Origin of the sequence: Streptomyces sp. NRRL WC-3618 (assembly GCF_001280005.1) — a bacterium.
Taxonomy (GTDB): Bacteria; Actinomycetota; Actinomycetes; order Streptomycetales; family Streptomycetaceae; genus Streptomyces.
In genome coordinates, this window is record NZ_LGDW01000259.1 from 1 (window position 1) to 25,728 (window position 25,728).

General features: G+C 68.7%; 22 protein-coding genes. 17 read left to right on the forward strand and 5 right to left on the reverse strand.

The genetic code is table 11. The features are described 5' to 3' along the window. Positions 1-59: 59 nt before the first annotated feature. The gene (locus tag ADL01_RS47550) at positions 60-425 is read left to right on the forward strand and encodes an ATP-binding protein (RefSeq protein ID WP_324614629.1); all 366 of its coding nucleotides are present in this window, start codon (positions 60-62) and stop codon (positions 423-425) included. Here ADL01_RS47550 and ADL01_RS22000 read toward each other — a convergent pair. Further along, positions 402-1,712, reverse strand: coding sequence for a 7-cyano-7-deazaguanine synthase (locus ADL01_RS22000; RefSeq protein ID WP_053743748.1), 1,311 nt, complete (start codon positions 1,710-1,712; stop codon positions 402-404). The genes ADL01_RS47550 and ADL01_RS22000 overlap by 24 nt on opposite strands. After that, entirely contained in the window at positions 1,709-2,554 is an 846-nt protein-coding gene (locus ADL01_RS22005; RefSeq protein WP_159049592.1) for a hypothetical protein, read from the reverse strand. Before ADL01_RS22005 ends, ADL01_RS22000 begins: the two co-directional genes overlap by 4 nt. 263 nt (positions 2,555-2,817) lie before the next feature. Here ADL01_RS22005 and ADL01_RS22010 point away from each other — a divergent pair, with 263 nt between their 5' ends. Genes ADL01_RS22010 through ADL01_RS22025 form a run of 4 tightly spaced genes read left to right on the forward strand, consistent with a single transcriptional unit; the run spans position 2,818 to position 13,062 of the window. Continuing rightward, entirely contained in the window at positions 2,818-6,738 is a 3,921-nt protein-coding gene (locus tag ADL01_RS22010) for a hypothetical protein (protein WP_053743750.1), read from the forward strand. Further along, positions 6,738-9,521, forward strand: coding sequence for a BREX-2 system phosphatase PglZ (gene pglZ, locus ADL01_RS22015; RefSeq protein ID WP_053743751.1), 2,784 nt, complete (start codon positions 6,738-6,740; stop codon positions 9,519-9,521). The genes ADL01_RS22010 and pglZ overlap by 1 nt, the downstream gene beginning before the upstream one ends. Positions 9,522-9,563: 42 nt before the next feature. Continuing rightward, complete coding sequence (brxD, locus tag ADL01_RS22020) at positions 9,564-10,904, forward strand: BREX system ATP-binding protein BrxD (RefSeq protein ID WP_053743752.1); 1,341 nt, start codon at positions 9,564-9,566, stop codon at positions 10,902-10,904. Positions 10,905-10,935: 31 nt separating this feature from the next. Continuing rightward, positions 10,936-13,062, forward strand: a complete 2,127-nt coding sequence (locus ADL01_RS22025; protein WP_053743753.1) for a DEAD/DEAH box helicase — start codon at positions 10,936-10,938, stop codon at positions 13,060-13,062. 23 nt (positions 13,063-13,085) lie between these two features. Here ADL01_RS22025 and ADL01_RS22030 read toward each other — a convergent pair whose 3' ends face one another. The 3 genes from ADL01_RS22030 to ADL01_RS22040 all read right to left on the reverse strand — a co-directional run bounded on the left by ADL01_RS22030 (position 13,086) and on the right by ADL01_RS22040 (position 15,444). Next, entirely contained in the window at positions 13,086-14,066 is a 981-nt protein-coding gene (locus ADL01_RS22030) for a DUF3800 domain-containing protein (RefSeq protein WP_324614628.1), read from the reverse strand. A 461-nt stretch (positions 14,067-14,527) separates the two neighbouring features. Then, complete coding sequence (locus ADL01_RS22035) at positions 14,528-15,097, reverse strand: Fic/DOC family protein (RefSeq protein ID WP_053743755.1); 570 nt, start codon at positions 15,095-15,097, stop codon at positions 14,528-14,530. Then, entirely contained in the window at positions 15,094-15,444 is a 351-nt protein-coding gene (locus ADL01_RS22040) for a hypothetical protein (RefSeq protein WP_053743756.1), read from the reverse strand. The genes ADL01_RS22035 and ADL01_RS22040 overlap by 4 nt, the downstream gene beginning before the upstream one ends. Positions 15,445-15,596: 152 nt before the next feature. Between ADL01_RS22040 and ADL01_RS22045 the strand changes: the two genes are divergently transcribed. From ADL01_RS22045 to ADL01_RS22095, 12 genes are all read left to right on the forward strand, one after another. Next, complete coding sequence (locus tag ADL01_RS22045) at positions 15,597-15,920, forward strand: DUF6400 family protein (protein ID WP_053743757.1); 324 nt, start codon at positions 15,597-15,599, stop codon at positions 15,918-15,920. Then, positions 15,907-16,167, forward strand: coding sequence for a hypothetical protein (locus tag ADL01_RS22050; protein WP_053743758.1), 261 nt, complete (start codon positions 15,907-15,909; stop codon positions 16,165-16,167). The genes ADL01_RS22045 and ADL01_RS22050 overlap by 14 nt, the downstream gene beginning before the upstream one ends. Before the next feature lie 175 nt (positions 16,168-16,342). Continuing rightward, positions 16,343-18,160: a hydrogenase maturation protein gene (locus ADL01_RS22055; RefSeq protein ID WP_053743790.1), complete on the forward strand. Its 1,818-nt coding sequence runs from the start codon at positions 16,343-16,345 to the stop codon at positions 18,158-18,160. 48 nt (positions 18,161-18,208) lie between these two features. Then, positions 18,209-19,297, forward strand: coding sequence for a hydrogenase expression protein HypE (locus tag ADL01_RS22060; protein ID WP_053743759.1), 1,089 nt, complete (start codon positions 18,209-18,211; stop codon positions 19,295-19,297). 84 nt (positions 19,298-19,381) lie between these two features. Then, positions 19,382-21,166 carry a nickel-dependent hydrogenase large subunit gene (locus ADL01_RS22065; protein ID WP_053743760.1) on the forward strand — a complete coding sequence of 595 codons (1,785 nt, stop codon included), beginning with the start codon at positions 19,382-19,384 and terminating at the stop codon, positions 21,164-21,166. Next, positions 21,163-21,696 carry a hypothetical protein gene (locus tag ADL01_RS22070; protein WP_053743761.1) on the forward strand — a complete coding sequence of 178 codons (534 nt, stop codon included), beginning with the start codon at positions 21,163-21,165 and terminating at the stop codon, positions 21,694-21,696. The genes ADL01_RS22065 and ADL01_RS22070 overlap by 4 nt, the downstream gene beginning before the upstream one ends. Then, positions 21,693-22,355 (forward strand): DUF5947 family protein, encoded by a 663-nt coding sequence (locus ADL01_RS22075; RefSeq protein ID WP_053743762.1) that lies wholly within the window; start codon positions 21,693-21,695, stop codon positions 22,353-22,355. Before ADL01_RS22070 ends, ADL01_RS22075 begins: the two co-directional genes overlap by 4 nt. Beyond that, a complete protein-coding gene (locus tag ADL01_RS22080) occupies positions 22,352-23,044 on the forward strand; it encodes a DUF6084 family protein (protein WP_053743763.1) in 693 nt (230 codons plus the stop codon). The genes ADL01_RS22075 and ADL01_RS22080 overlap by 4 nt, the downstream gene beginning before the upstream one ends. Further along, the gene (locus ADL01_RS22085; protein ID WP_053743764.1) at positions 23,041-24,513 is read left to right on the forward strand and encodes a hypothetical protein; all 1,473 of its coding nucleotides are present in this window, start codon (positions 23,041-23,043) and stop codon (positions 24,511-24,513) included. Before ADL01_RS22080 ends, ADL01_RS22085 begins: the two co-directional genes overlap by 4 nt. Beyond that, a complete protein-coding gene (locus ADL01_RS22090; RefSeq protein WP_053743765.1) occupies positions 24,510-25,076 on the forward strand; it encodes a hydrogenase maturation protease in 567 nt (188 codons plus the stop codon). Before ADL01_RS22085 ends, ADL01_RS22090 begins: the two co-directional genes overlap by 4 nt. Then, positions 25,073-25,177, forward strand: coding sequence for a DUF6893 family small protein (locus ADL01_RS47850; protein ID WP_405767310.1), 105 nt, complete (start codon positions 25,073-25,075; stop codon positions 25,175-25,177). Before ADL01_RS22090 ends, ADL01_RS47850 begins: the two co-directional genes overlap by 4 nt. A 141-nt stretch (positions 25,178-25,318) precedes the next feature. Continuing rightward, positions 25,319-25,726 carry a hydrogenase maturation nickel metallochaperone HypA gene (locus tag ADL01_RS22095; protein ID WP_053743766.1) on the forward strand — a complete coding sequence of 136 codons (408 nt, stop codon included), beginning with the start codon at positions 25,319-25,321 and terminating at the stop codon, positions 25,724-25,726. Positions 25,727-25,728: the final 2 nt, after the last annotated feature.

Below are 25,728 nucleotides of genomic sequence, written 5' to 3' on the forward strand. Positions count from 1 at the left end.
GAGCCCGCTGCACCGAAAGGTGCACGGCGGGTTCGGGCCGGGGGCCGCTGGAAAAGGGTCTGCACAGCAGAAACCTCGCCAGCGGCCTACCGGTACTCACCCACGGTCATGTACCAGGGCGGGACTTCCAGCTGCGTCTTCAGCTCAACCCCCGCACGGTCCGTGTCGAAGTCACCGACACCCGCACCGAACGACAGCCGCCCACGCCAGGCCAGGCCGTGCCTCCGTCAGCCGAGTCCGAATCCGGGCGCGGCCTATTGCTCGTGCAGGAACTCTCACACGCGTGGGGTATCACCGAACGGACAATCGGCAAGACCATCTGGGCCGAAGTGTCGCTCCAAGCAGCCCACTTGACCGGTTCTCCCGACCTGCCCGCCCGGGGCGAGACCGCAACACACTCCTCACGCCACCTCCCTCGCCCCTGACGCCGACTCGACCAGCGCGCGCAGCTCAACCCGTCCCCGCTCCACAACGCTCAGCCACTCTCCGGTACGGCTCCCCGGCGGCAGCGGCAAGTCCCCGATCAGGTCGAGAACGGAGTACTCCCGGGCCAACCAGCCCTGAAGCGCGAGCCAGTGCCGTATCCGGTCCTCGCTGAGGCCGGGTAGCCACGGGGCCGTCTCGTACGGGGTGGCGTCCGAGCCGGCGGCGCTGAGCAGGCCCGCTCGGCGTATCAGGCACGGGTAGCAGGTGCCGCAGTTGACGTGGGGGAGGCCGCGGCGGCGCTGGGGTGGGGCTCCACAGCTCAGGGTGCGTTCCAAGGACGCCTCCGACAGGCCGGCCGCAAGGGCCGCGCGGCAGACGTCGCCCTTTGTGAGGCGGGCCAGGGGGTTCTCGACCCTGACCCGGCCACCCACGGATTCGATCACCGCATTGAGGAGATGGAGAGTCCGCGGGTGCACCGACCGGGTGGACAGGGCCGCTGAACGGGCCGCACTCAAAGGCGGGTTGAGGGCGAGCTGACCGTTCTCCGGGACCTGGACCTTGGCGACCCCGTCGGCCGCCGCAACGCGCACCGCCGTAGACGCGTAGAGCAGGCCACGAGGACGGGAGGTGCGTTCCACCACCGCGCCGTCCCGACCACCAGAAGTCTGGCCTACGGTGATCTGCCGCAGCTGGCGGCCCGACCGCACCGCCAGCGCCTTCACGGCAGCGTAGGCCTGACGCTGCACGTCCTCGACGTTCTTCTCGGCGTATGTCACCAGAAGCAACACCCCCTCGCCCGGCACAGCGGCGCGAGTCACCGCCCAGCTCAAGGAGTCGAGACCGCCGGAGAACAGAGCCACCTCCTGGGCCTGCCAGTCCTCGCCGACCGGGATCGACACCTGCTGTGGGGCCGCCCGCATCGGGCGAAGGGACACGTCCCATATGTCAGCGGTCAACGTCTGAAACAGGGCGGGCAGTGGGCCGGAGGCCGCCGGCGCCCAGAGGTCCGGATCCGAGACCGGCACCGAGAGACGGAATCGCCGGGTCCAGCGGTCTTCGATGTGGCTCCGATCGGCGAGCTTGTCCGCCAAGAACACGGCGCGGGAAATGCGCAGCAGGTCGTCGGCCCAGGCGGGAACAGGGCCGTACAGGAGATGGTGGCCCGTGAGGCGTTCCTCGCGTTCCTGGATGCCGCTCGCACCGATCGATCGCCACTCGGATCCTTTGGGCGACTCGGTGTCGTACGAGCGCCACCAGAAGTGGAGCGGACCGGGAGCCAGGGTCATGCGGGGACCTCCTCCTCGCCAAGGGCGTCGACGGCGAAGCCGAGGATCTTGCCGACCACGCCGGGGACCAGTCGCCGGGCTACGTCCGAGAGTGGGACATCCGCTTCCATCGAGTCACCGTTCACGGACAAGGCGGCCTTCGCGACCTCCGCCGCCTGGGCCTCGGCCTCCTCGCAGGGATTCGGGATCAGCGCCGTGATCCGCCCGGCGACGCCGTCGGCGATCCTGCCCTCCGAGTCGATCACCTCAAGCACGGGAACCGTGAGTTTGATCTTCTCGGCGATGACCGCACGCAGGAATTCGGTGACGAGGTCGGCGAAGAACCACTGGTAGAGGAGGCAGAGCAGGTCGCCGGCCAGGCCCCTGCCCTGGCTCGAACCACCCGGAGCGGTGAGGGACTCACGTATCTCGGGATGCTCGGTGAGCAGCCGCTGAGCCGAGGCCGCGATGGCACGGCGCAAAGCCGCGTCCACTATTGTGCCGCCCTCGCCGCCGACCTGACGGGTGAGCTCGGCGACGAACGCGTCAGCCGGGTCCTGCCAGTCGAGAGCGTCCGCCTCCCCTTGCTCGGGCGCGAAGTCCTCGTGAAGCGGGTCCTTGTCCAGCAAGCCGCTCGGGCCGGCCGCCGCCAAGGTCTCCATCGCATCGGACAGTCGTGCCCCGGCCGCACACGCGGCGTCTCGTAGACCGAACGCCGACGGGTCGTCACGGCAGGAGTCCTGGAGAGCGTCTATCGCAGCGGTGGCCACAGCCTCGGCGTCGGACCGGTCCGGGTCCCAGCGCGCGAGACGGCTGTACAAGCCGGACCAGCGTGGTCCTTCCCAGCGCGTGGATGTACCCATGCCACCGCCTCCCCCGATCCGGCCACCCTCAGCTCCAGTGCAGCAGTGGGTGTCACGTGCAGGTAGGGCGCGACTCGGCCATATTCAACAAATTGTCACGGAAGGTGATGAAGGCGAGGTGGGTGAATGCGCACCGTAGTCGGGTCGTTGCGGAGATTCGCTCCTGCCCAGGTCCGCACCACTGCTCGACTGGCAGGATGGGACCTTGCCCCGTGTGCAGACGTGGGGTCCGACTGCAGTCGAGTGAGGGAACGAGACCCCTGATGCCCACGAGCGATCTCTTCCTGCGGGATGTCATCGACATCAAGGAAGACGTCCATGCCGGCGACTTCAAGGTGGAGCTCTCCGGAGGCTTCACCGAAACCGACGCCCGGGTGGCTGAGTACGTCGTCACGGACCAGCTTCAGGAGGCGTTCAAGCAGGCGCTCAGTCTTGTCGGGGCGGCCGTCCGCACCGGCAACTCGCACGCCGCGTATCTGCACGGATCGTTCGGCGCCGGTAAGAGTCACTTCCTGACCGTGTTGCACGCGGTGCTCAACAACCACCCCGCAGCCCGTCGCAAGGAGCGGCTTCAGGAAGTCATCGCCCCGCACGACGACTGGCTGCGCCAGAAGAAGTTCCTGATGGTGCCCTACCACCTGGTCGGTTCCGCAGACCTGGACTCGGCGCTGCTCGGCGGGTACGTGGCGGCCGTACGGAAGCAGCACTCCGACAAACCGACGCCCGCCGTCTATCGGGCGGACGCCGCGCTGGCTGACGCCCGCAAGCAGCGCGCGTTTCTCGCGGACGACGGCAAGTTCACGCGATGGCTCGGCTCGGGCGATGTGGTCGTCGCGCCGAGTGGCGCCGTGGCCGGGGCCGATGACGAGAACGACCTCGACACGAGCGACCTGGACACCAGCGGTCTCGGAGCCACCGCGAGCGTTGCCTCGACCGCCACCTGGACCACCGCCGACCTCGACCGTGCCTTCGCCGCGCCCGCAGGGGACCCGCATCGCAACGCGCTGGTCTCCGCTCTGCTCTCCGGACCCATGGCCTCCTACGGCACCGGCGCGCGGGGCGACAAGGAGGCCTTCGTTCCGCTGGAGAACGGGCTCGCAGTCGTGTCCCGTCATGCTCAGATGCTCGGCTATGACGGGATCGTGCTGTTCCTGGACGAGCTGATCCTTTGGCTTCAGGCCCACATGGGGAAGCAGGACTTCGTACGCGACCAGGTGCAGAAGCTGGTCAAGCTGATCGAGTCCGGGGACAGCGACCGGCCCGTGCCGATCATCTCCTTCATCTCCCGTCAGCGTGACCTCTCTCAGCTGATCGGCTCCGACGTGGCCGGGGCCGAGGTGCAGAACCTGGAACAGCAGGTCGAGTACCTCGCGGGCCGCATCGACGTCGTCGACCTCGAAGACAGCAACCTCATCGAGATCATCAAGCATCGCGTGCTCGCTCCGAAGCCCGGCATGGAAGGCGCGCGCGACGAGGCCTTCGCGGCGGTCGAGTCCTCCAAGGACGAGGTGCGGCAGGTTCTGCTCGACGCTCATGGGCGTACCGAGGCATCGTGGAACGACTTCCGTGAGGTCTATCCGCTCTCGCCCGCCTTCCTCAACGTCCTGGTCGAACTGGCGGGTGCGCTCCAGCGCGAGCGCACCGGCCTGAAGCTCGTCCAGGAAGCTCTGTCGCGGCGCCGCAACGACCTGAAACTCGGCGAACTCATCCCGCTGGGAGACCTGTGGGACGTCATTCTGGACGGCACGGGCGAGGCGTTCACCGCGCGTCTGCGCAAGGAGGCCGAGACCGCCAAACGCTTCCATGCGCGCGTGGTGGCCTATCTGCTGGAGAAATACGGCTCGGCCGACAGCCCCCTGTTCAAGGGGGACGAGCGGCTCATCAAGACGCTGCTGCTCGCCGCCCTCGCGCCCAATGTCCCTGCCCTGGCCCGACTCACCGGAGAACGGCTCGCCGCGCTCAACCACGGGTCGATCAAGGTACGGCTCGGCTCGGCCGGAACAGCGGCGGCCAAGCGGCTCAAGGAACTCCAGGGGGAATTCGGCGAGTTGCGCAGCGAGGGCAGCGCCGACCCCGTCTTCCATCTCCATCTGTCCGACCTCGACATCGAGCCGCTGCTCGACGAGGTCGCCAGTGAGGACAATCCCGGCAAGCGCCGGCAGTGGATCAAGGACAAGCTGTGGACGGAGCTGGGGATCAGTGACGCCCAGGGCTTCGTCAGTGAGCGCGAGATCGTCTGGCGCGGTACGAAGCGCACCGCCGAGTTCGTCTTCGGCAACGTCTGTGATCCGCATCTGCCCGACGAGCAGTTCCGGCCGATGCTCGAGGGGAACATCCGGTTCGTCCTCGACTACCCCTTCGACGACAAGCACTTCCCGAGCGACGACGTGCGACGCATCGAGAAGATGAAGCAGGAGAGCAAGTACGCCCGCACCATCATCTGGCTGCCCGACTTCTTCTCCGAGCAGAAGTCCAACCAGCTCGGCCGCCTTCTGAAGATCAACTACCTGCTGGAGCGGGACCGCCTCGACGATCACACCGCCACCAAGTCCGAGGACGAGCGGATCCAGATCCGCCACCAGCTCAAGGCGCAGAGTGAGAACCTGACCTCCCAACTGATCGCCGTACTCCAGCAGTTGTACGGGATCAGCAAGCCCGACCCCGGGAGTGTCGGCGCCGAGGTGCCGGACAATCAGCACGTGTGGTCACTCGAACCCAGGTACTCGCGGCCCAGGCCGCAGGCCGGGCTCAGCTTCGAGCAGAACCTGTACGCGCTCGCCGACGGCATGTTCGCCGCCCTGTACCCGAAGCACCCCGACTTCGACCCGACGCTGACCCGAAAGGCGGTAACCACCAGGGAACTCAAGACAGCCCTGGAGTGGATCGGGAACGCGATGAAGGACGGATCGCGTCGGGTCGTGGTGGACCGGCATCACTTGGTCATCGTCAAGAAGATCGTGCACCCGCTCGGACTCGGCGAAGTGCACGACGGGCCGCTGAACCTCCTGAACGACTGGCGACTGAAGATCAACCAGAAGGCTGCCGACGCCAAGGCCGGTGCGGAGCTCGCTGTCGAGGACGTCCGGCGCTGGATCGCCGAGCTGGGTTTCGAGGGCCTCGAGAAGAACATCTCCAGCCTGATCATCGCCACGTACGCGCTGCTCGACGACCGGACCTGGGTGCACCAGACGACACCCGTGCCCGCCCCCGACCTGGAGCGGATCGGGCTGGGATACGGATTGCGCGCCGTCGAACTGCCCAGCGAGGAGCAGTTCGCCGCCGCTCGCACCCGAGCCGGGGCGATCTTCGGAGTCTCTGCCCAGCCCGTGCTCTTCGCTCGTAATGTCGCCTCGTTGGAGTCCGAAGTGCGAGCTGTCGCCGCCGCTCACGAAGCAGCCGTCGGAGGAGTGCGACGCTCTCTCGACAAGCACGCGACGGACCTCGGCATCACCGGCCCGGATGCGGACCGGATGCGTTCCATGCGGGCCGGTGCCGACCTGATCGCCCGGCTCTCGCGTACCAGCGACGGAACTTCCCTGGTCAAGGAACTCGCGGCGGTCTCGTACGACGTGACCGACCGGGAGGTGGGCGCTGCGATCAAGCAGGCACCCGAAGTGCTGGCGGCGCTCGACAACACCAACTGGCCTCTGCTGAGGAGCGTACGAGGCTTCGCCGAACGAAACGACGGTGTGGGCGAGAAGGCCGATCGGCTGATCACCGCGCTCCACGACGCCGTGAACGACCACGAGTTGACCAGATCCCTCGTACCGGTGCTGAGCCGGCTGCAGGACGAGTCCGTGGCGCTTGTCACGGAGGCGGCCCGGCTCGCGACCGTCGCTCAGCCGCCCGCTGTGCAGCCGCCGACGCCGGGTCCGGGGGACATCAGTCTGACTCAGCACGGCCGACCGGTGGTGCCGTCCGGCCCACCGCCCCAGCTCGGCTTCGACGAGTCGAAGCCGACGGCTCCTCCTGCGGCCGCTTCGGTACGTGGTCCGAGTGCGCCGCACGTCGTGGACACGACCCAGCTCACCGGCCTCGAGTCCGCGCTGACCGACGCGATCGCCGATGTGCAGGACGAGATCCGTTCGTACGCCGCTGCGAACCCCGGTGTGCGCATCGAGATCGCCTGGCGGCCCGTGCCTACCGACGGCCAGGGCACAACGGACGAGGGAGCCGCCCGCTGATGTCCATCCCCCCGCCGCAGATCAACCGGCTCACGATCGAGGCACTCCTCGACACCTACGCGGCCGGTCTGCGCGACCGCCGGCTGATGCTGGTGCACGGTCGCTACCCGGACACGGCACCCGACATCTTCACCGCCAAGATCGGTGGCGAACCCCGCCGGGTCCATGTCAGCGACCAGACATCCGTACTGGGCATCGTGGACGCCTGGCAGCAGCACCGGTCCGACCGGGCTCGCGACGCCGACGTACTCGTGGTGACCACCGGCATCGGTGACGAGCAGCTCGGTTGGGACGTGCGCGGACACGCCGTGAAACGGCGCACCCTCACGGTCGAGAAGGCGGAGATCGTGAAGCAGCGGTTCGGCGTGCGCGAACTCGACTCCCGGCTGTACGGCGAACCGTGGCTGCTCGAGGCGCTGCTGTACGCGGAACCGCATGACGGCTGGCCGCGTTCCGGGTCGCTGCTCACCCGGGATGCGGCGGTCAAGGCGCTGGTCGTCGCGCGCCTCGGTCTGGACCGCGTCGTCGATGGGGAGACCACCGCCGGCCTCGCCATCGACGCCGACGCCATGCTCGCCTGGTCCCGTACATCGGCCGGCCCCACTCGGTTTCTCGAACTCGACGCCGTCGAGCGGAGAAAGATCAAGGAGTGGCTCGGCGAAACGGCCGGCACCGCCGTGCCTGTCCTGATGTCACTCGTCGAAGACGGGCGAGGACAGGACGCCATGGCCCGTGGGCTGCTCGCAGCGGCGATGGCCGACCCGGCGACCGAGCCGGACACCGTGCTCGCCGTCGGCGGGCTCTTCGGGCAGGTACGCCGGTCCGACATCCTGGCATTCAGCGATGCGGTGGCGGGCACCCTCACCCGTTGGATCGGCGAGGCACGGCACAACGAGGCCGCCAAGCAGAGGGTGTTCTCCGTCATCGACCGTGCGGACCGCCTTGCCCAGGAAGCCGGACTGACCCAGGCATTGCGAGGCAGCCGCTTTCTGCTGACCAGCTTCACCGCTCAACTGCGGGCCGTCGCGGAGGCACTGGCCGCCTCGCCCGAGCAGGCCGAAGCGGCCCTTGCCGACCTGCGGGAACATGCGTTGGCAGCCCTGAACACGGACCGTATCGCCGTTGCCGAGATGGCTGTACGCGTCGCACGCTGGCTGTCCACCGAACAGCCCCGCGTCGAGTCCGTCGCCTCTGGGGTCCGCGGACATCTCGCCGAGTGGGGCTGGGTGGACCGGGCGTTGAACGTCCTGTGGTCGGGCGACCCGGTCGGGGACGTGGTAGCCGGTCAGGCGTACAGGACGCTTCACGACACCGCTCGTGCCCGCAGGGACACACTCGACGAGCAGTTCGCACAGCGACTCGCAGGCTGGACCCGCACCGCAGACCAGCAGAACCCGGGCGGCTGCCTGCTCGTCGAGAATGTGCTGACCGAATGCGCAGCCCGCCTGTACTCGGAGTCGACGAGTCCGCTGATTCTGCTGATCGACGGCATGAGCAGCGCGGCAGCAGTGCAGCTCGGCGAAGAGGCGGAGCGCGAGGGGTGGATCGAAGCCGTGCCCGCACCGCCTGCCGGGCAGTCGGCGCAGCGCAGCACAGCGGTTTCCATGCTGCCCTCCGTGACCAGGATCAGCCGAACCTCACTGCTCACAGGTACGGCAGACACGGGCGGGCAGTCGAAGGAGACGGCCGGATTCGCCGCGTTCTGGCAGCAACGACGGGCCGTCGGCATGCTGTTCCACAAGGCCACGATAGGCGGCCCGTCCGGCCACCGGCTGACTGAGGAACTTGCCTCCGCCCTTGCCTCGACCGTGGTGGTCGGCGTCGTCCTCAACACCATCGACGACGCCCTGGATCACGGACAGCAGGGTGAGCGCACCCAGTGGCGGATCAACGACGTCACCTTTATGCGCGAGTTGCTGGCCGCGGCCAAGGGCTATGGGCGTCCTGTCCTGCTGGTCGCGGATCATGGCCATGTGCTGGAACGTGGCGTGAATCCTGGACCCGCCAGGGTAAGCGGAGCGGAGTCGTCCCGCTGGCGCACCGGGAGCAGCGCCGCAGACGGGGAGATCATCCTCTCGGGACCGCGCGTTCTGGAAGGCGGGGGCACGATCGTCGCTCCCTGGCGAGAGGACATCCGGTACACGCCGCGGAAGGCCGGCTACCACGGCGGTGCCTCGCTGGCCGAGGTGACAGTGCCTCTGCTGGTCCTGCTGCCCTCCTTGGATGTCCTGCCGAAGGGCTGGGAAGTTCTCCCGAGGGAAGAGGCGACACCTCCGTGGTGGAGCCAGAGCCGGATGCCGGAGGAGACCTGGCCGGAGTCCGTCACGCTTCCCGCCGCCGCTCCCGTGACCAAGCCCAGGACCACCCGGAAACGGGCAGAACAGGAGGGCGAAGGCCTCTTCACCCCGGCCGAGGTCGAACGCGAGCCGTCCAGGTCCCAGCCCCCGCCGGCTCCAGCGACTCTGGGTACCCTGGTCGTGGCCGGCGACGTGTATGCCGCACAGGCCGAGTACGTCCGCAGGAAACCCGAAAGGCCTGTCGTCGCCGCCGTCATCGACGCACTTGCCGAGGCGGGCGAGACCATGTCCCCTGCAGCCCTCGCCGCAGCCATTTCCGCGAGCGACCGCGTCAGGCGCAACATGGATGGTTTCATCGCCACCTTGCAACGGCTCCTGAACGTGGAGGGATATCCGGTGCTCGGCCTCATCGACTCGGGACACACCGTCCGGCTCGATGTCCACCTGCTGTGTACGCAGTTCCAGCTGGAGAAGAGACGGACATGACCGTGGAAGGATGCGGAACGTGACCGTGGAAGGAAGCCGGACGTGACCAGCGCACAGCCCTCCGTGAGTGCGGCCCGTCGCCGAGAAGTCGTCGATGCGTTGAGGCGGGGTACGGTGCCGCAGGCGGGGCTCGACCTCTTCGCCGTAGGACTCGACCGGTTCACGGCCGCACTCGATGACGACCTGGAGACGGTCAAGGACGGTGGCGCGGCCTTCCACGCCATTCGCGGCGAATACGGCTCCGGCAAAACCTTCTTCGCCCGCTGGCTGGCCGAACGCGCCAAGCGGGCGGGGCTTGCCACGGCCGAGGTACAGATTTCAGAGACCGAGACACCCCTTCACCGGCTCGAGACCGTCTACCGACGGCTCAACGAACGCCTTACCACTGCCACCCACCAAGCCAGCGCGCTGCGAGCGATCATCGACTCATGGTTCTACTCCCTCGAGGACGAGGTCGTCGACGCGGGAGACGTGGACGAGGACGACGCCGAGGCACTGGCAAAAGCCGTTGACGAACTGATGGAGCGACGGCTTGCTGACGTCGCACGAACCACCCCTGCATTCTCGGCGGCCCTGCGCGGCTATCGACAGGCCGTTGCGGCAGGCGAGAATGCCACGGCTGAAGCCCTCATCGCCTGGATCGGCGGACAGAAGTCGGTGGCCTCGTCCGCCCGCCGGGCGGCCGGAGTACGCGGAGACCTCGACCATTTCGCAGCGCTCGGGTTCCTCCAAGGAATGCTCACCGTGCTGCGCGACTGCGGGCACCCCGGGCTGCTGCTCGTACTCGACGAGACCGAAACACTCCAGCGGGTCCGTGGCGACGTACGGGAAAAGGGACTCAACGCGCTGCGACAACTTCTGGACGAGATCGACACCGGACGCTTCCCCGGACTGTTTCTCGTCATCACCGGCACACCGGCCTTCTACGACGGTCAGCAGGGCGTCCAGCGGCTGCCCCCTCTGGCCCAGCGTCTGGCCACAGACTTCACCACCGACCCGCGCTTCGACTCGCCCCGCGCCGTACAACTGCGGCTGACAGGCTTCGACTTGGAGCGACTGGGCGAACTCGGACGCAATGTGCGCGACCTGTTCGCGGCCGGGGCGCGACACCCCGAACGGATCGCAGAACGCGTGGATGATGCCTACCTCGGCGAACTGGCCACCGCCGTCACCGGCGGACTCGGTGGGAAGGTGGGGGTGGCGCCACGCCTGTTCCTGCGCAAACTGGTCGCCGATGTCCTGGACCGGGTCGACGAGTTCGACGACTTCGACCCCCGTCTGCACTACGCGTTGACCGTCTCCAGCGCTGAGCTGAACGAGGTCGAGCGCAACGCCGCATCCGCCCCGGGCAATGCCGACGACATCGAACTGGAGCTGCCGTGAACGGCACGGCAGGCTCCGGACAGGAACGGACGTGAGCGGCATCGACGACCTGGACCCGGCCCTGATCCACCACATCGTCAACACCCTTGGCTGGCCGGGCCTTCGACTGCTCCAGGAGCAGGCGATCGATCCCTTGCTAGCCGGAGAGGACGCGGTTCTTCTGGCACCCACGGCGGGCGGCAAGACCGAGGCAGCCTCCTTCCCGTTGCTGTCGAGGATGACAGCGGAGCGCTGGAGCGGCACCTCCGTGCTGTACGTGTGTCCCCTCAAAGCGCTGCTCAACAACCTGCTGCCTCGCCTCGAGACATACACCGGCTGGCTCGGCCGCACGGCAGCGTTGTGGCACGGCGACATCAACGCCACCGTACGCAAGAGGATCCTCACCCAACGTCCGGACATTCTGCTCACCACTCCCGAGTCGCTGGAAGCGATGTTGGTGAGCGCGAACGTCGACCACCGCACCTTCTTCTCCGGCCTCAAGGCCATCGTCGTGGATGAGGTGCACGCCTTCGCGGGTGACGACCGAGGCTGGCACCTGCTTGCCGTACTCGAGCGCATGCAGCGAATCGTCGGCCGCCCCATCCAGCGGATCGGCCTCTCCGCAACCGTGGGAAACCCGGCCGAACTGCTGCACTGGCTGCAGGGGGCAGAGGTGGGCAAGCGTCCGGCTAGGGTGATCGCTCCGCACCTCGACGTCCGCCCGGTGAGCGGATCATCCTCCGTACCCCCCGGTGACATCCAGCTCGACTACGTCGGCTCGCTGGACAACGCGGCCACGGTGATTGCGGCCTTGCACCAGGGAGAGAAGCGACTGGTCTTCTGCGAGTCGCGGCGGCTCGTAGAAGAACTGGGGGAGAAGCTGCGGGCCAAGGGCATAACGACCTTCCTCTCGCACGCCTCGCTCTCGGTAGACGAACGGCGCCGCGCCGAGGAAGCCTTCGCCGAAGCCAGGGACTGCGTCATCGTGTCCACCAGCACCCTGGAGCTGGGCATCGACGTCGGCGACCTCGACAGGGTCATCCAGATCGATGCTCCGGCGACGGTGGCGTCCTTCCTCCAGCGCCTCGGTCGCACAGGGCGGCGCGCGGGCTCGACGCGCAATTGTCTGTTCCTCACTCTCGACGAAAGCGGACTGCTGGCCGCTGCCGCGTTGTTGCTCCAGTGGTCACGCGGCTGGGTCGAACCGGTGGTGGCACCGCCCGAACCTCGGCACATCGTCGCCCAGCAAATCCTTGCGCTGTGCCTGCAGGAGCACCAGATCGGGGATCGGCTATGGCAGGAGTGGTGGGCGGGTCTAGGCCCGTTCGGACAATCCGCCGAGCCGATCGTGCGACACCTGGTGGACGAGGGGTACCTCGACCAGGATGGTGGGATGCTCTTCATCGGTCCTGAGGCCGAACGACGCTTCGGACACCGGCATTTCATGAACCTCACCGCAGTGTTCACCGCGGCCCCCGAGTTCACCGTCCTGAGCGGTTTGACCGAGATCGGCCGGACCGATCCGAGTCTGCTGACCGAGAGCATCCAAGGACCTCGCAGACTTCTGCTGGCCGGCCGCAGCTGGCAGGTCACTTACATCGACTGGAACAGGCGCCGCTGCTTCGTCGAGCCGGTCGACAGCGGTGGCAAGGCGAAATGGAGCGGCATGGGCTTCATTCGGCCCACGTCGTACGAATTGACTCGCGCCGCACGAGACGTACTGCTCGGCACGGATCCGCAGGTACAGCTGACCGGCCGGTCACGAGGCTGTCTCACCGAGGCACGGCACCGTCTCCTGGAGTACGTGCGCCCCACCGGCACGCTCATCGTGCGTGAGCCGAATGGCGACTTTCGGTGGTGGACATGGGCCGGCCACCGCGCGAACGCGACCCTGGCTGCAACGCTCGGAAACCTTGCGGACCCGGCTCAACGCATCAATGACTGCTGGATCCGCCTGAGCACGGACCTGACTCCGACGGTATGGAAGCAGACGGTGGCTGATGCCGCATCCCAGCTCTGCCTTCCCACGGTCCATGAACAGGCATTGAAGGGGCTCAAGTTCAGTACGGCCTTGCCACGCCGCCTCGCCGAAGCGACACTGGCGGCGCGGCTCGCCGATCTGGAAGGGGCCGCTGCAGTACTCAAGGAACCTGTCCGGTTCAGCACCATGGTCGGCTGAGCAGCGACTGCACCGCACGAGCGCTACATTGCGGGAGAGGCCGGTGCGGGGGCCGTGGCAGCGGTGACCAGGTCGAGAGAGGAACCCTGCCCAGGGATGCCCTCGACGGGTGCGGTCCCGGCCGTGACCGTTGGCACGAACAGCTTGCCCGCTGACTGATGTCCGCGCGCATCGGAGACGACGATCCCGCCTGTCCACTTGCCCGTGGGCGCCTGATAGCGGTGCTGGAGCTTTCCGAGGCGGGGGCAGTGCCGGTCTCGTACCTCGACGAACTCCGGGTGACAGTGGACATTGCCGGTCAGGTCACCGGCGTAGGTCACGGCGGCCGACGGAGCCAGTACGGCACTCACCAGGAGATCGGCGATCTGCAGACCCAAGTGCGTGTCACTGTGGCCGAAGAGCGGAGACTCGGGAAGGTGAGGCATCGGGTCGCCACCCTTGGCGAACTTTCTGGTCGTCACACAGTGCACGTTGCCGACGTTGTCGCTGGGGTTGCGACTGTCCAGAACGGCGACGCCGCTGCTGGACCGCTCGGCGAGATAGTGCTCGAAGTTTGCGCACAGAGCGGTCACGGAAGCCGCGTACATGGCCGCGTCGTCGTTGACGACACCGTCCTGCTTCACCCAGATACGAGCCATGACCCTGCAGTCGCGACGTTCCAGGATCGTCAGGAGATGGTCGAGGAAGCCGTGCGCCATACGCCGTTGGTTGCGGCCCTGGCGACGGAAGGACTTGCGTATCGTCTCGCCCTTGATCTCATGGTGGACGACCTGACTCAAAGCGGGCAACTTGCGCAGCTCCGGCCGGAACTGCTTCTTGAGAGCTATGAAGTCCCAGGCGAGGCCTTTGATCTGACTCTCCGGCACAGTGAATCCGCCGATCACCATGACCGGAACGGAGTCGGCCACGCCGGGGTTGAGGACCTGTCCGGTCCCGGACTCATCGAGATAACACAGGTGCAAGACCTTCCCCCTGGGTGCACAAACAGCTATGGCCGACCCCAAATCCTTGGGGGACGGCCATAGGAGGTTCCACGCCGAGCGGAGCTCGGTCGCAGAGTGGTGTTCGTTCTGAGGCGCAGCGTAGTGGAGTCTGCTTGTGACGAGCAATCACGGTGGGGCCGGGACCGGGATGAAGAACAGTTTCGCGCCATCCTGCACGGCCACCACATGGTGAAGGCTGGCGAATCGGTGTCCCTGCGAGGGTTGATTCCGTAACCTCTGAACCCTGCTGCGTCCTGACCCAAACTCGCGATAGGGCGCGTGGCTCTCGATGAGGTGGGGCACATCCGCGTTTACGTAGCCGTCAAAGTAGCCGTGGGATCGGTCGCCCGAGACGTTTGTGCAGGTCATAGCGCTGCGGTGACTCTCCCCGGCGTACAGCCCGACTCGTCTGCCGCCACCTGCGGTTTTGCCTCGCAATAGCGTACTTGTCGGCGCGTTCGTCGCGCTCTGCGGGCAGGGAGTCAGGCCATGGTGACCAGCTCGTCGAGCAGCTGCTCCAACAAGCTGTTGTCGCCGAGGAAGCTCTTCACCGAGGCGTCCTCGTTCCGCTGGGGGTCTGTGCCTGCCCAGGTCAGGGCGTATCCCGCGTCGGCGCTGAGCTGGGTCAGGAACGCTCGCTGGGCGCGGCCGTTGCCCTCGCGGAACGGGTGGAGGACGTTCATGTCGCCGTACAGCCCGGCCAGTCGGACGACGAATTCCCGCCGGGGGAGATTGCGCAGTCGGCCGGACGAGGTGAGACGACCGAAGACCTCTCCGGCGTACGGCACCAGGTTCCTCGCCGGGCAGAACGGTGTGCGCTTGGCGATGTTCACGGTACGTAACTCGCCCGCCCAGGGGTAGATGTCGCCGAAGATCGCGGCGTGGAACGCCTGGAGGTGGCCGAGGTCGTACGCGCCGGGCAGGGGGCGTTCGGCGAGCATGATGAGGCGCGCCCGGGTGATGTCCGCCTCGGCTGCCGCGAGCTGGTGGTGGTCGGTGATGCCGAGGTTGTTGCGCAGCACGCCGCCCGGCATGGCGTACGGATCGTTCACCCCGCTCGTCGCTCCGCGGTCTGTCGGTGGCGGGCGATCGCGCGGGCGACCAGGGTGTCCGCGTCGAGGTCGCCCTTCACGTACGCCTCGGTGTCGCGGTCCGAGGCAGCGGAGGCGTGGAGGCCCTCGGCCTCGATGGAGCCGGTGGCCGAGGCGACGGCCGTACGTCGTGTCGCTCGGCCGCTCAGCGCCTCGAAGGCCGCGACGGACAGGAGGACGCCCTGGGGTTTGCGGTGGGCGCCGATCAGGACCGGGTCGGCAGCCGCGCCGGACTCCGACAGGTCGGTCAGGATCCTCGACAGTTGTGCGCGCGCGTCGCTGACGGTCACGACCTCAGGGATCTCCATGCTGTCACCGTACCCATGTAGAGGCTCATGTAGAGACCCATAGAGAGTCTTGATTCTGTACAGATTCTAGTACGGATTTCGCCAAGGTGCCCGTTGTGACTTCTCCCACCTGCTCTTGTCGGGACAGGGGACGTCTACCTACGTTCGGTCGCATGTCCTCCCATGGCCGCCCCCTTCCTGGCGAACCGGACGAACCCGCCGAGGCGAGCAGGCCTGCGGCGGATCGAACCGGTGCGCACCCGACGGTCGACTTCTCCGTCTTCTCCGTCGACCTGAGTTCACACGAAATGCTCCGGCGCGCTCATGTCCTCGACGCCCTCGGCCCCGACTGGGACCCCCTCGCCGCGCTGCGCGGTGAGGAGGCGGCGTACGAGCTGCTCTACTCCGGCCTCAGTGCGGAGCAGCAGCGGGTGTACGACGAGCTGGTCTCGGCCGGAGTGCTGCCGCGGAGAGGGGACGGCCATGCTGCCGCTTGACCCGCAGGCCGACATCGGGCGTCGCGCCTGGGTGGCCTGCCCGAACTGCGACGACCGTCGTGGGTGCGGCACCTGTGAGCAGGGGCGTACCTGCTCCGAGCACTGGCGCTACCTGCTCTCCAACGTCGGCAGCCTGCTCCACCTCCAGTGCCGGTCGTGCACCCACATCTGGACCCACGAGACCCATTTCGGTGCCACCCGCTCCCCGTGGGAGCGCATCACCAGCGGTTTCCTGCGACGACAGTGATCGTGCTCAACGACTGACTCACGGCCGGTGACGCCGGACGTTGAGGCCGGACGGTGGATCCTCCCCCGCGATTCGGATGACCTCACCGCCTGTCGTCGGGGACGGCGGGCTGCCGTGGCCGAGGATCGCGGTCGGCGGCCATCCCTGCCTGCCGTCCGACCTCCCGGAGGCAGCCGTGCACATCCTTCTCCTGGCCAGCGCGTTCAACAGCCTCACCCAGCGCGCCCACGCCGAACTGCGCGACCGTGGCCACACCGTGGCGGTGGAACTCGCCCTGCCCGGCAGCCCGTTGCCGGAAGCCGTACGGAGGCACGCACCGCAGCTCATCGTGGCGCCGATGCTGAAGACGGTGATCCCCGAGGAGGTGTGGACGGCCTACACCTGCCTCGTCGTCCATCCCGGGCCCGTGGGCGACCGGGGACCGTCCTCCCTGGACTGGGCGATCCACGAGGGCGTCGAGGAGTGGGGCGTCACCGTCCTGCAGGCGGATGCCGAGATGGACGGCGGTGACGTGTGGGCCTCCGTGTCGTGCCGGATTCCGCAGGTGCCCAAGAGCGAGCTGTACCGGGGTGAGATCGCCGACGCCGCGATCGAGGCCGTCCTGCTGGCGGTGGAGCGCTTCGCCGGCGGCACCTATGTACCGCGTGAGCAGGACGCGGCCGGCACAGCAACATGCGTGGCTGACGCTCGCCTGCGCTCCCGTCCGTACCTCGACCAGAGTGTCCGGCGGATCGACTGGGCCGAGGACTCCACCGACGACGTTCTGCGCAAGCTGAGAGCGGCCGACTCGCAGCCCGGTGTGCTGGACGAGCTGCTCGGTGGGGAGTGGTATCTGCATGGGGGGCATCCGGAAAGCGGGTTGCGCGGCCGGCCGGGCGAGCTGCTGGCCACCCGGGCCGGGGCGGTCTGCCGGGCCACCAAGGACGGCGCTGTCTGGATCCCCGAACTGAGGCCCCGGCGCGGCCCCGGGCAGCCGGCCACGTTCAAACTGCCCGCGGTGAAGGCCCTGGGCGACCGGCTGCCGTCGCTGCCCGAGCGCGCCCTGCCCCTGTTGCCCGAGGCGCGGCACGGTACCTGGACGGACATCGGTTACCGGGAGGACGGGAACGTGGGGTTCCTGTCGTTCTCCTTCCCCGGCGGCGCCATGAGTACGGAGCAGTGCCGGCGTCTGCTGGACGCCTACCGGGAAGCGTGCGCGCGGCCCACGTCGGTGCTGGTGCTGGGCGGCGAGCGGGACTTCTTCTCGAACGGGATCCATCTCAACGTCATCGAGGCCGCAGACGACCCCGCCGCCGAGTCCTGGGCGAACATCAACGCCATCGACGATCTGGTCGAGGCGGTCCTGACGACGACGGACCGGCTGGTGGTCTCGGCGATCCCGGGCAACGCCGCGGCCGGCGGGGTGATGCTCGCCCTGGCGGCCGACGAGGTGTGGTGCCGCTCCGGAGCTGTGCTGAATCCGCACTACCGGCTGATGGGCCTGTACGGCTCGGAGTACTGGACGTACACCCTGCCGCGCAGGGTGGGTGCCGAGGCGGCGGAACGGCTGATGTGTGAGGCGCTGCCGGTGAGCTCGGCGGGCGCGGTGCGCCTCGGGCTCGTCGATCGGGTGGTCGACTGTGGTCCTGACGCGTTCGGGCGGGAGGTCGGCGGCCTGGCGGCGCGTCTGGCGTCGCTTCCGGCGACGGCGTCGCGGATCGCCGCGAAGAAGACGGAACTGGACCTGCTGGAGAGCGCGACCCCGCTGGCCGGCTTCCGTGAGCGGGAGCTGGCCCGGATGCGCCGGACCTTCGGCGACCCGGCCGCCCCCTATCACGCGCTGCGTCGTTCCTTCGTCCACAAGGAACGGTTGCCGCGCACCCCGCCGCACCTCGGTCCGGCCGCGGCGGCCTCGGTTGCGCGAACCGGTCAGGTCCCCTCCGCCGCCGATGTCACTGGAATGGCCCACGAAGTCGTCTCGTCGCGGCCGGACGGCTGGTACGAAGAGGAATGACGGTCGAAATGCAGGCTTTCATCCCTTACCTCCCCAGGAGGCGGTCCCATGACTGAGGCGACGCCGGACACGGTCGACGCTGCGCACGCAGCTGGCGCGCCCGCCGAGGAGACACCCACGATCCACATTCTCTGGATCAACGCGGGTCTGAGCTGCGACGGCGACTCGGTCGCGCTGACAGCGGCCATGCAGCCCAGCATCGAGGAGATCGTGCTCGGTGTGCTGCCGGGCCTCCCGAAGATCGCCGTCCACTGGCCGCTCATCGACTTCGAATGCGGTCCGGTCGGCGGCTCGGACACGTTCATCGAGTGGTTCTTCAAGGGGGAGCGGGGCGAGATCGACCCGTTCGTGCTGGTCGTCGAGGGCTCCGTCCCCAATGAGGCGATCAAGCCCGAGGGCTACTGGTGCGGCTTCGGTGACAACCCGGAGACCGGCCAGCCGATCACCACCAGCGAGTGGATCGACCGGCTCGCGCCGAAGGCACTGGCGGTCGTCGCCATCGGCACCTGCGCCACCTACGGCGGTATCCACGCCATGGCGGGCAACCCGACCGGCGCGATGGGTGTGCCGGACTACCTCGGCTGGGACTGGAAGTCCCACGCCGGGATCCCCATCGTGTGCGTCCCGGGCTGTCCGATCCAGCCCGACAACTTCTCCGAGACGCTCACCTATCTGCTCTACCAGGCGGCCGGCTCCGCCCCGATGATCCCGCTGGACGACAAACTGCGTCCCACCTGGCTGTTCGGGGCCACCGTGCACGAGGGCTGCGACCGCGCGGGCTACTACGAACAGGGCCAGTTCGCCCTGTCGTACGACTCGCCGACGTGCCTGGTCAAGCTCGGCTGCTGGGGCCCGGTCGTCAAGTGCAACGTGCCCAAGCGTGGCTGGATGAACGGGATCGGCGGCTGTCCCAACGTCGGCGGCATCTGCATCGCCTGCACCATGCCCGGCTTCCCCGACAAGTTCATGCCGTTCATGGACGAACCTCCCGGCGCCAAGGTGTCGAGCGGTGCCAGCGGCGCGTACGGCGCCGTCGTCCGCAAACTGCGGTCCATCACCGCCAAGACCGTGGACAAGGAGCCCAAGTGGCGCCGCACCGGAGACAAGATCACCACCGGCTACCGGCCCCCGTGGTGAGCACCCGCCGCACGTAGTCCGTGCCCTGCTTCGGGCACCCCTCCCACACGAACCTCCCGCGCGACGAAGGGCACGGCACAGACGATGGCAACGAGTTCGAAGACGGCCGGCGACGGCAGTGGCCTGGTGGAGATGGCCTGGGACCCGATCACCCGGATCGTGGGCAGCCTGGGCATCCACACGAAGATCGACTTCAAGCAGAAGCGGGTCGCGGAGTGCTACAGCACGTCGTCGGTCTTCCGCGGCTACAGCGTCTTCATGCGCGGCAAGGACCCCCGCGACGCCCACTTCATCACCAGCCGCATCTGCGGCATCTGCGGCGACAACCACGCCACCTGCTCGGTGTACGCGCAGAACATGGCGTACGGAGTGAAGCCCCCGCACCTCGCCGAGTGGATCATCAACCTCGGCGAGTCGGCGGAGTACATGTTCGACCACAACATCTTCCAGGAGAACCTGGTGGGGGTCGACTACTGCGAGAAGATGGTCAGGGAGACCAACCCCGGCGTCCTCGAGCTCGCCGAGCGCACCGAGGCCCCGCACGCGGCCGAGCACGGCTACCGCACCATCGCTGACATCATGCGCTCGCTGAACCCCCTCGAAGGGGAGTTCTACCGTGAGGCGCTCCAGGTCAGCCGCTACACGCGCGAGATGTTCTGCCTGATGGAGGGCCGCCATGTGCACCCCTCCACGCTCTACCCGGGCGGCGTCGGCACCATCGCCTCCGTGCAGCTCTTCACGGACTACCTCAGCCGTCTGATGCGCTACGTGGAGTTCATGAAGCGGGTCGTGCCCCTGCACGACGACCTGTTCGACTTCTTCTACGAGGCGCTGCCCGGGTACGAGGAAGTCGGCCGCCGGCGTGTCCTGCTCGGTTGCTGGGGCGCGCTCAACGACCCCGAGTACTGCGACTTCACGTACGCCAACATGACCGACTGGGGACGGAAGATGTTCGTCACCCCGGGCGTGATCGTCGACGGCAAACTCGTCACCAACGACCTCACCGAGATCAACCTCGGCATCCGCATCCTGCTGGGCAGCTCCTACTACGAGGACTGGCAGGGCCAGGAGCAGTTCGTCACCCACGACCCGCTCGGCAACCCGGTGGACCCGCGCCACCCGTGGAACCAGCACACCATCCCCGCCCCGCAGAAGCGGAACTTCGACGACAAGTACAGCTGGGTCATGTCACCCCGCTGGTTCGACGGCAAGGACCACCTCGCCCTGGACACCGGTGGCGGCCCCATCGCCCGTCTGTGGTCCACCGCGCTGTCCGGCCTCGTCGACATCGGGTATGTCAAGGCCACCGGCCACAGCGTGGTCATCAACCTGCCCCGTACGATGACCAAGCCGGAGACCACCTTCGAGTGGAAGATCCCGAAGTGGTCCAACGCCCTGGAACGCAACCGGGCCCGCACCTACTTCCAGGCGTACGCCGCCGCGGTCGCCCTGCACTGCGCGGAGAAGGGCCTCGCGGAGGTCCGCGCCGGACGCACCCAGACCTGGGAGAAGTTCGAGGTTCCGGACGAGGGCATCGGCGTCGGCTTCACCGAGGCGGTCCGCGGCGTCCTCTCCCACCACATGGTGATCCGCGACGGCAAGATCGCCAACTACCACCCGTACCCGCCGACCCCCTGGAACGCCAGCACCAGGGACAGCTTCGGCACGCCGGGCCCGTACGAGGACGCCGTGCAGAACACGCCCATCTTCGAGGAGAACACCCCGGAGAACTTCAAGGGCATCGACATCATGCGCGCCGTCCGCAGCTTCGACCCGTGTCTGCCTTGCGGCGTCCACATGTACGTCGGCGGCGGCAAGACGGTGAAGTCGATGCACGTGCCCACCGGCCTGAGCGGACTGGGCGGATGAGCGCGGCGACGGCGGTGGCGCCGGTGAACGCGGAGCAGACCGGACGCCGTGTCGAGGAGGTGCTGGAGCGGCTCACCGCGAGCGGCGAACCGGCCGCCGCAGCCGCCGCGGAGGAACTCGTCCGCTCTCTCATGGACTTCTACGGCGCCGGCCTGGCCCGCATCCTCCACCTGCTCTCCGCCGCTCCCGGTGAACCGTCGGCGGCACTGCTCGGAGACGAACTGGTCGCGAGCCTGCTGGTCCTGCACGACCTGCACCCGGAGGACCGCGACACCCGCATCGCCCGGGCCCTCGACAGGGTCCAGGAACACGCCCTGGACGTCGAGGCGTTCGACGAGACGAGCGGCACCCTGACGTTGCGGGCCAGGGAGGCCGGCGGCTGTGGTTGCGGCTCCGGCACCGGCGCCATCGAGGCCGCGGAGGCGGCGCTCGCCTGCTTCGCGCCGGAGGTCAGGGCCGTCGACCTGCGGAGCGCACCCAAGGGGCCCACGCTCCTCCAGATCGGCACGGCACCGACGGGCGCCCGATGACGGCGTCCCCGGTGACACGCCCACCCGGCCTGCGGAGGTTCCGCACCGAGCGGCCCCCGCAGCCCGAACGGTGCGAGCTGTGCTCCGTGCCGGTGGAGGCGGGCCACCGTCATCTCGTCGACACCGAGAAACGCGCCCTCGTCTGCGCCTGCACCCCCTGCGCGCTGCTGATGGAACAGCCGGGCGCCGCCGCGGGCCGCTTCCGCACGGTCCCGGCCCGCTACCTCACCGACCCCCCGTACCGCCTCGACGAGAGCGCGTGGGACGCGTTGCAGATCCCGGTCGGCGTCGCCTTCCTCTTCCGCAACGCGGCACTCGACCGACTGGTCGCCCTCTACCCGAGCCCGGCCGGAGCCACCGAGAGCGAACTCGACCCGGACACCTGGACGGACGTCCTCGGCGGCAGCCGCCTCGCCGAACTGCTCGAACCCGACGTGGAGGCGCTGCTGCTGCGCCGCACCGACGGACACGGCGAGTGCCATCTCGTACCGATCGACATCTGCTACGAACTCGTCGGCCGGATGCGCCTGTTGTGGCAGGGCTTCGACGGCGGTGCCGAGGCCCGCGCCGCTCTGGACGCGTTCTTCGCGGACGTCGCGCGACGCGTGCGGCCCGTGGGTGAGGCGGAACACCTGGTGAACGAGGGGGCGCGGCCGTGACGGCGTTCTCCTTCGCCTGTACCGGCGTGCGTGCCGACGGCTACGCGGCCGGACCGACCCTCGTCTTCCGGCTGCGTGTCACCGCCGCCGACAACGCGCGCGTGCACGCCCTCGCACTGCGCTGCCAGATCCGCATCGAACCCGCCCGCCGCAGCTACGAGCCCGCCGAGGCCGACGGACTGGCGGACCTCTTCGGCGAACGCTCCCGGTGGGGCAGCACACTCCAGCCGGTGCAGTTCGCCCAGGTCTCGGTCATGGTCCCGAGCTTCACCGGCGAGATCGAGACCGACCTCGCCGTGCCCTGCACCTACGACATGGACATCGCCGCCACCCGCTATCTCGCCGCCCTCGACGGCGGCGAGGTGCCGCTGCTGATGCTGTTCTCCGGTACGGCGTTCACCGGAGCCGGCGGGTTCCAGGTCGAACCGGTCCCGTGGGACCGGGAGGCGGCCTTCCGGATGCCGGTCGCCACCTGGCGGGAGATGGTCGAGCAGCACTTCCCGGGGTGCGGCTGGATCCGGCTGCCCCGCGACACCATGGACGCCCTCGTCGCCTACCGCTCCCGGCACGCCCTGCCCTCCTGGGAGGCGACCCTCAAGGCGCTGCTCGACGCCGTCGCCGCCGACGAGCCGCCCGTGAGCGACCCGTTCCGCGCGCTCACCGCCACCATCGGAAGGACGGATCCGTGACCGCGACCGCGTTCGCCTCCGAGACGGAGAAGCGGTTCGCCTTCGCCCGGCAGGTGGCCGACGCCGTCCTCTTCGAGGGTTACGTGCTCTACCCGTACCGCGCCTCGGCGGCCAAGAACCGGCTGCGCTGGCAGTTCGGGGTGCTCGTACCGCCCGCCTGGGGCGCCGCGTGCGAGGAGCACGACTTCCAGCACACCGAGTGCCTGATGGAACCGAAGGCGGGCGCGACCCTCTCGGTCGAGGTGCGCTTCCTGCGCGCCCGGCGGCGCACGGTGCAGCGGGCCCGGCCGGACGGCAGTTTCGAGACGGTCCCCGAACTCCGCCTCGACGACCGGGTGCTGGTGCCCTGGGACGAGGGGGACGAGGAGCGCGTCGAGGTGGTCGTGTCGGTGGACGAGCTCATCGGCGACGGTGTCACGCACGACTTCCGGCGCCCCGCCCGCGAGGACACCGAACCGGTCCTCGACGCGTCCGGCGAAACCATCGGCCGACTGGTCCGCACATGCGAGGAGATCAGCGGGACGCTCCGGCTGTCCGCCCGCGAACTCGACGGCCCCTACCGGACCCTGCGGCTGACGGCCGTCGTCGAGAACACCAGCGGCTGGACACCGCCCGGGGGCCGGGGCGCCGACCGGGACGCGGCGCTGCCGCACTCCCTGGTGGCCACCCACCTCCTGATGGCCCTCAGCGCCGGATCGTTCCTGTCGATGACCGATCCCCCCGAGTGGGCGAAAGGCGCGGTCGCGGCCTGCCGCAACCTGCACACCTGGCCCGTACTCGCCGGTGAACCCGGAAGCGCCGACCTCGTACTGTCGTCGCCGATCATCCTGGAGGACCATCCGGCCATCGCACCGGAGAGCCCCGGCGCGCTCTACGACGCCACCGAGATCGACGAGATCCTCGCCCTGCGCACCGCGGCCCTCACCGACGAGGAGAAGCGCGAGGCCCGGGGCACCGACGAGCGGGCCGCCGCCGTGATCGACCTCGCGGACTCCATGCCCGCCGAGGTGCTGGAGCGGCTGCACGGGGCGGTGCGGAGCCTGCGCGAGGTGACCGGCCCCGGCCCCGGCCCCGGCCCCGGCCCCGGTCCTGGTCCTAGTCCTGGTCCCGTCGCCTCGGCGGGGGGCTTCCCCGACGAGTACGGCGTGCAACGCCCGGACACCCCCTGGTGGGACCCCGCGAGCGACGCCGGCTTCGACCCCGAGCAGGACCGCGTGGTCGTGGAGGGCCGGTCGGTCGGCAAGGGCAGCCGCGTCGAACTGCGGCCGGGCCTGCGGCACACCGACGCGCAGGACATCTTCCTGCGGGGCCGCACCGCGAAGGTCGAGGCGGTGCTGCACGACGTCGACGGCTTGGTGCACCTGGCGGTCACGGTCGAGGGCGACCCTGGCGCCGACATCCGCCGCGAGCAGGGACGGTTCCTGTACTTCCAGCCGGACGAAATCACCCCGCTGGAGGACGACGTATGAACCGTTCCCCGTGGTCAGGCCCGAGGACCCTCGTCGCCGGCATCGGCAACATCTTCCTGGGCGACGACGGCTTCGGCGTGGAGACCGTGCGCCGGCTCGCCGAGCGTGACCTGCCCGGACACGTCGAGGCCGTGGACATCGGGGTGCGCGGGGTGCATCTCGCCTACCAGTTGCTGGACGGCTACGACACCCTCGTACTCGTGGACGCCACGGCACGCGGCGAAGCCCCCGGCACGCTGTACGTGATCGAACACGACGTCGGCGGCGCGAGCCCTTCGCCCGCCGCCCCCGCGCTGGACGGCCACCGGATGACCCCGGACACCGTCCTGGCGCTGCTGGGCACCCTCTGCGCCGGGACCGGCGCGGAGCCGCCACGGCGCGTCCTGGTCGTCGGATGCGAACCGGCCTCGGTGGAGGAGGGCATCGGGCTCAGCGCGCCGGTGTCCCGCGCCGTACCGGAGGCCGTCCGGCTGATCGAGGAGCTGCTCGAAAACGGGAAGCCGGGAGAGTCCGCGCCGCGGGCCACGGCCGCCGGGATCTCGACAAGAGGAGAGACGGGATGAAGAAGATCGTCATCGGCACAGCGGCCCTCGCCGCCATGGTCGTCGTCGCCGCCGAGGTCTACCCCGACCTCAGGCGCTACCTGCGGATCCGACGGATGTGAACCGGGGCGCCACCCGGTGCGCCGCGCGTTGCGTCGAACGGCGTACCTGCCCGTCCGTGACGGCGTGCCGGGTCGTACGGCCCGGCAACGCGCGCCTCTAATGAAGGCCGACCCGAGGCAGGCCGCGAAAGGACGGGACCCGTGCACGAGATGTCCGTCGCGCTGGCCGTCGTCGACCAGGTGGCCGAGGCCGCCGCGCGGGCCGGTGACGTCACAGCGGTGCGAACGGTACGGCTGCAGGTGGGCGAACTGGCCGGTGTCGTACCCGACGCACTCGCCTTCTCCTTCGAACTGGCCTGCGCCGGAACCCTGCTGGAGGGCGCCGCACTGGTCACCGAAGCGGTGCCGGGGCGGGCTCGCTGCACTCCCTGCGCACACGAATGGGCCGTCGGCATGCCACCACAGCTGATCTGCCCCGGGTGCGGCGGAACGCGTACCGAACTGCTCGCGGGCCGGGAACTGCAGATCGTCGACGTGCACTGGGAGGACGGCCACAAGCACAGCACCCCGCAGCCGGCCACCCGCGAACCAATCTCCGAGGAGCGCTGAAC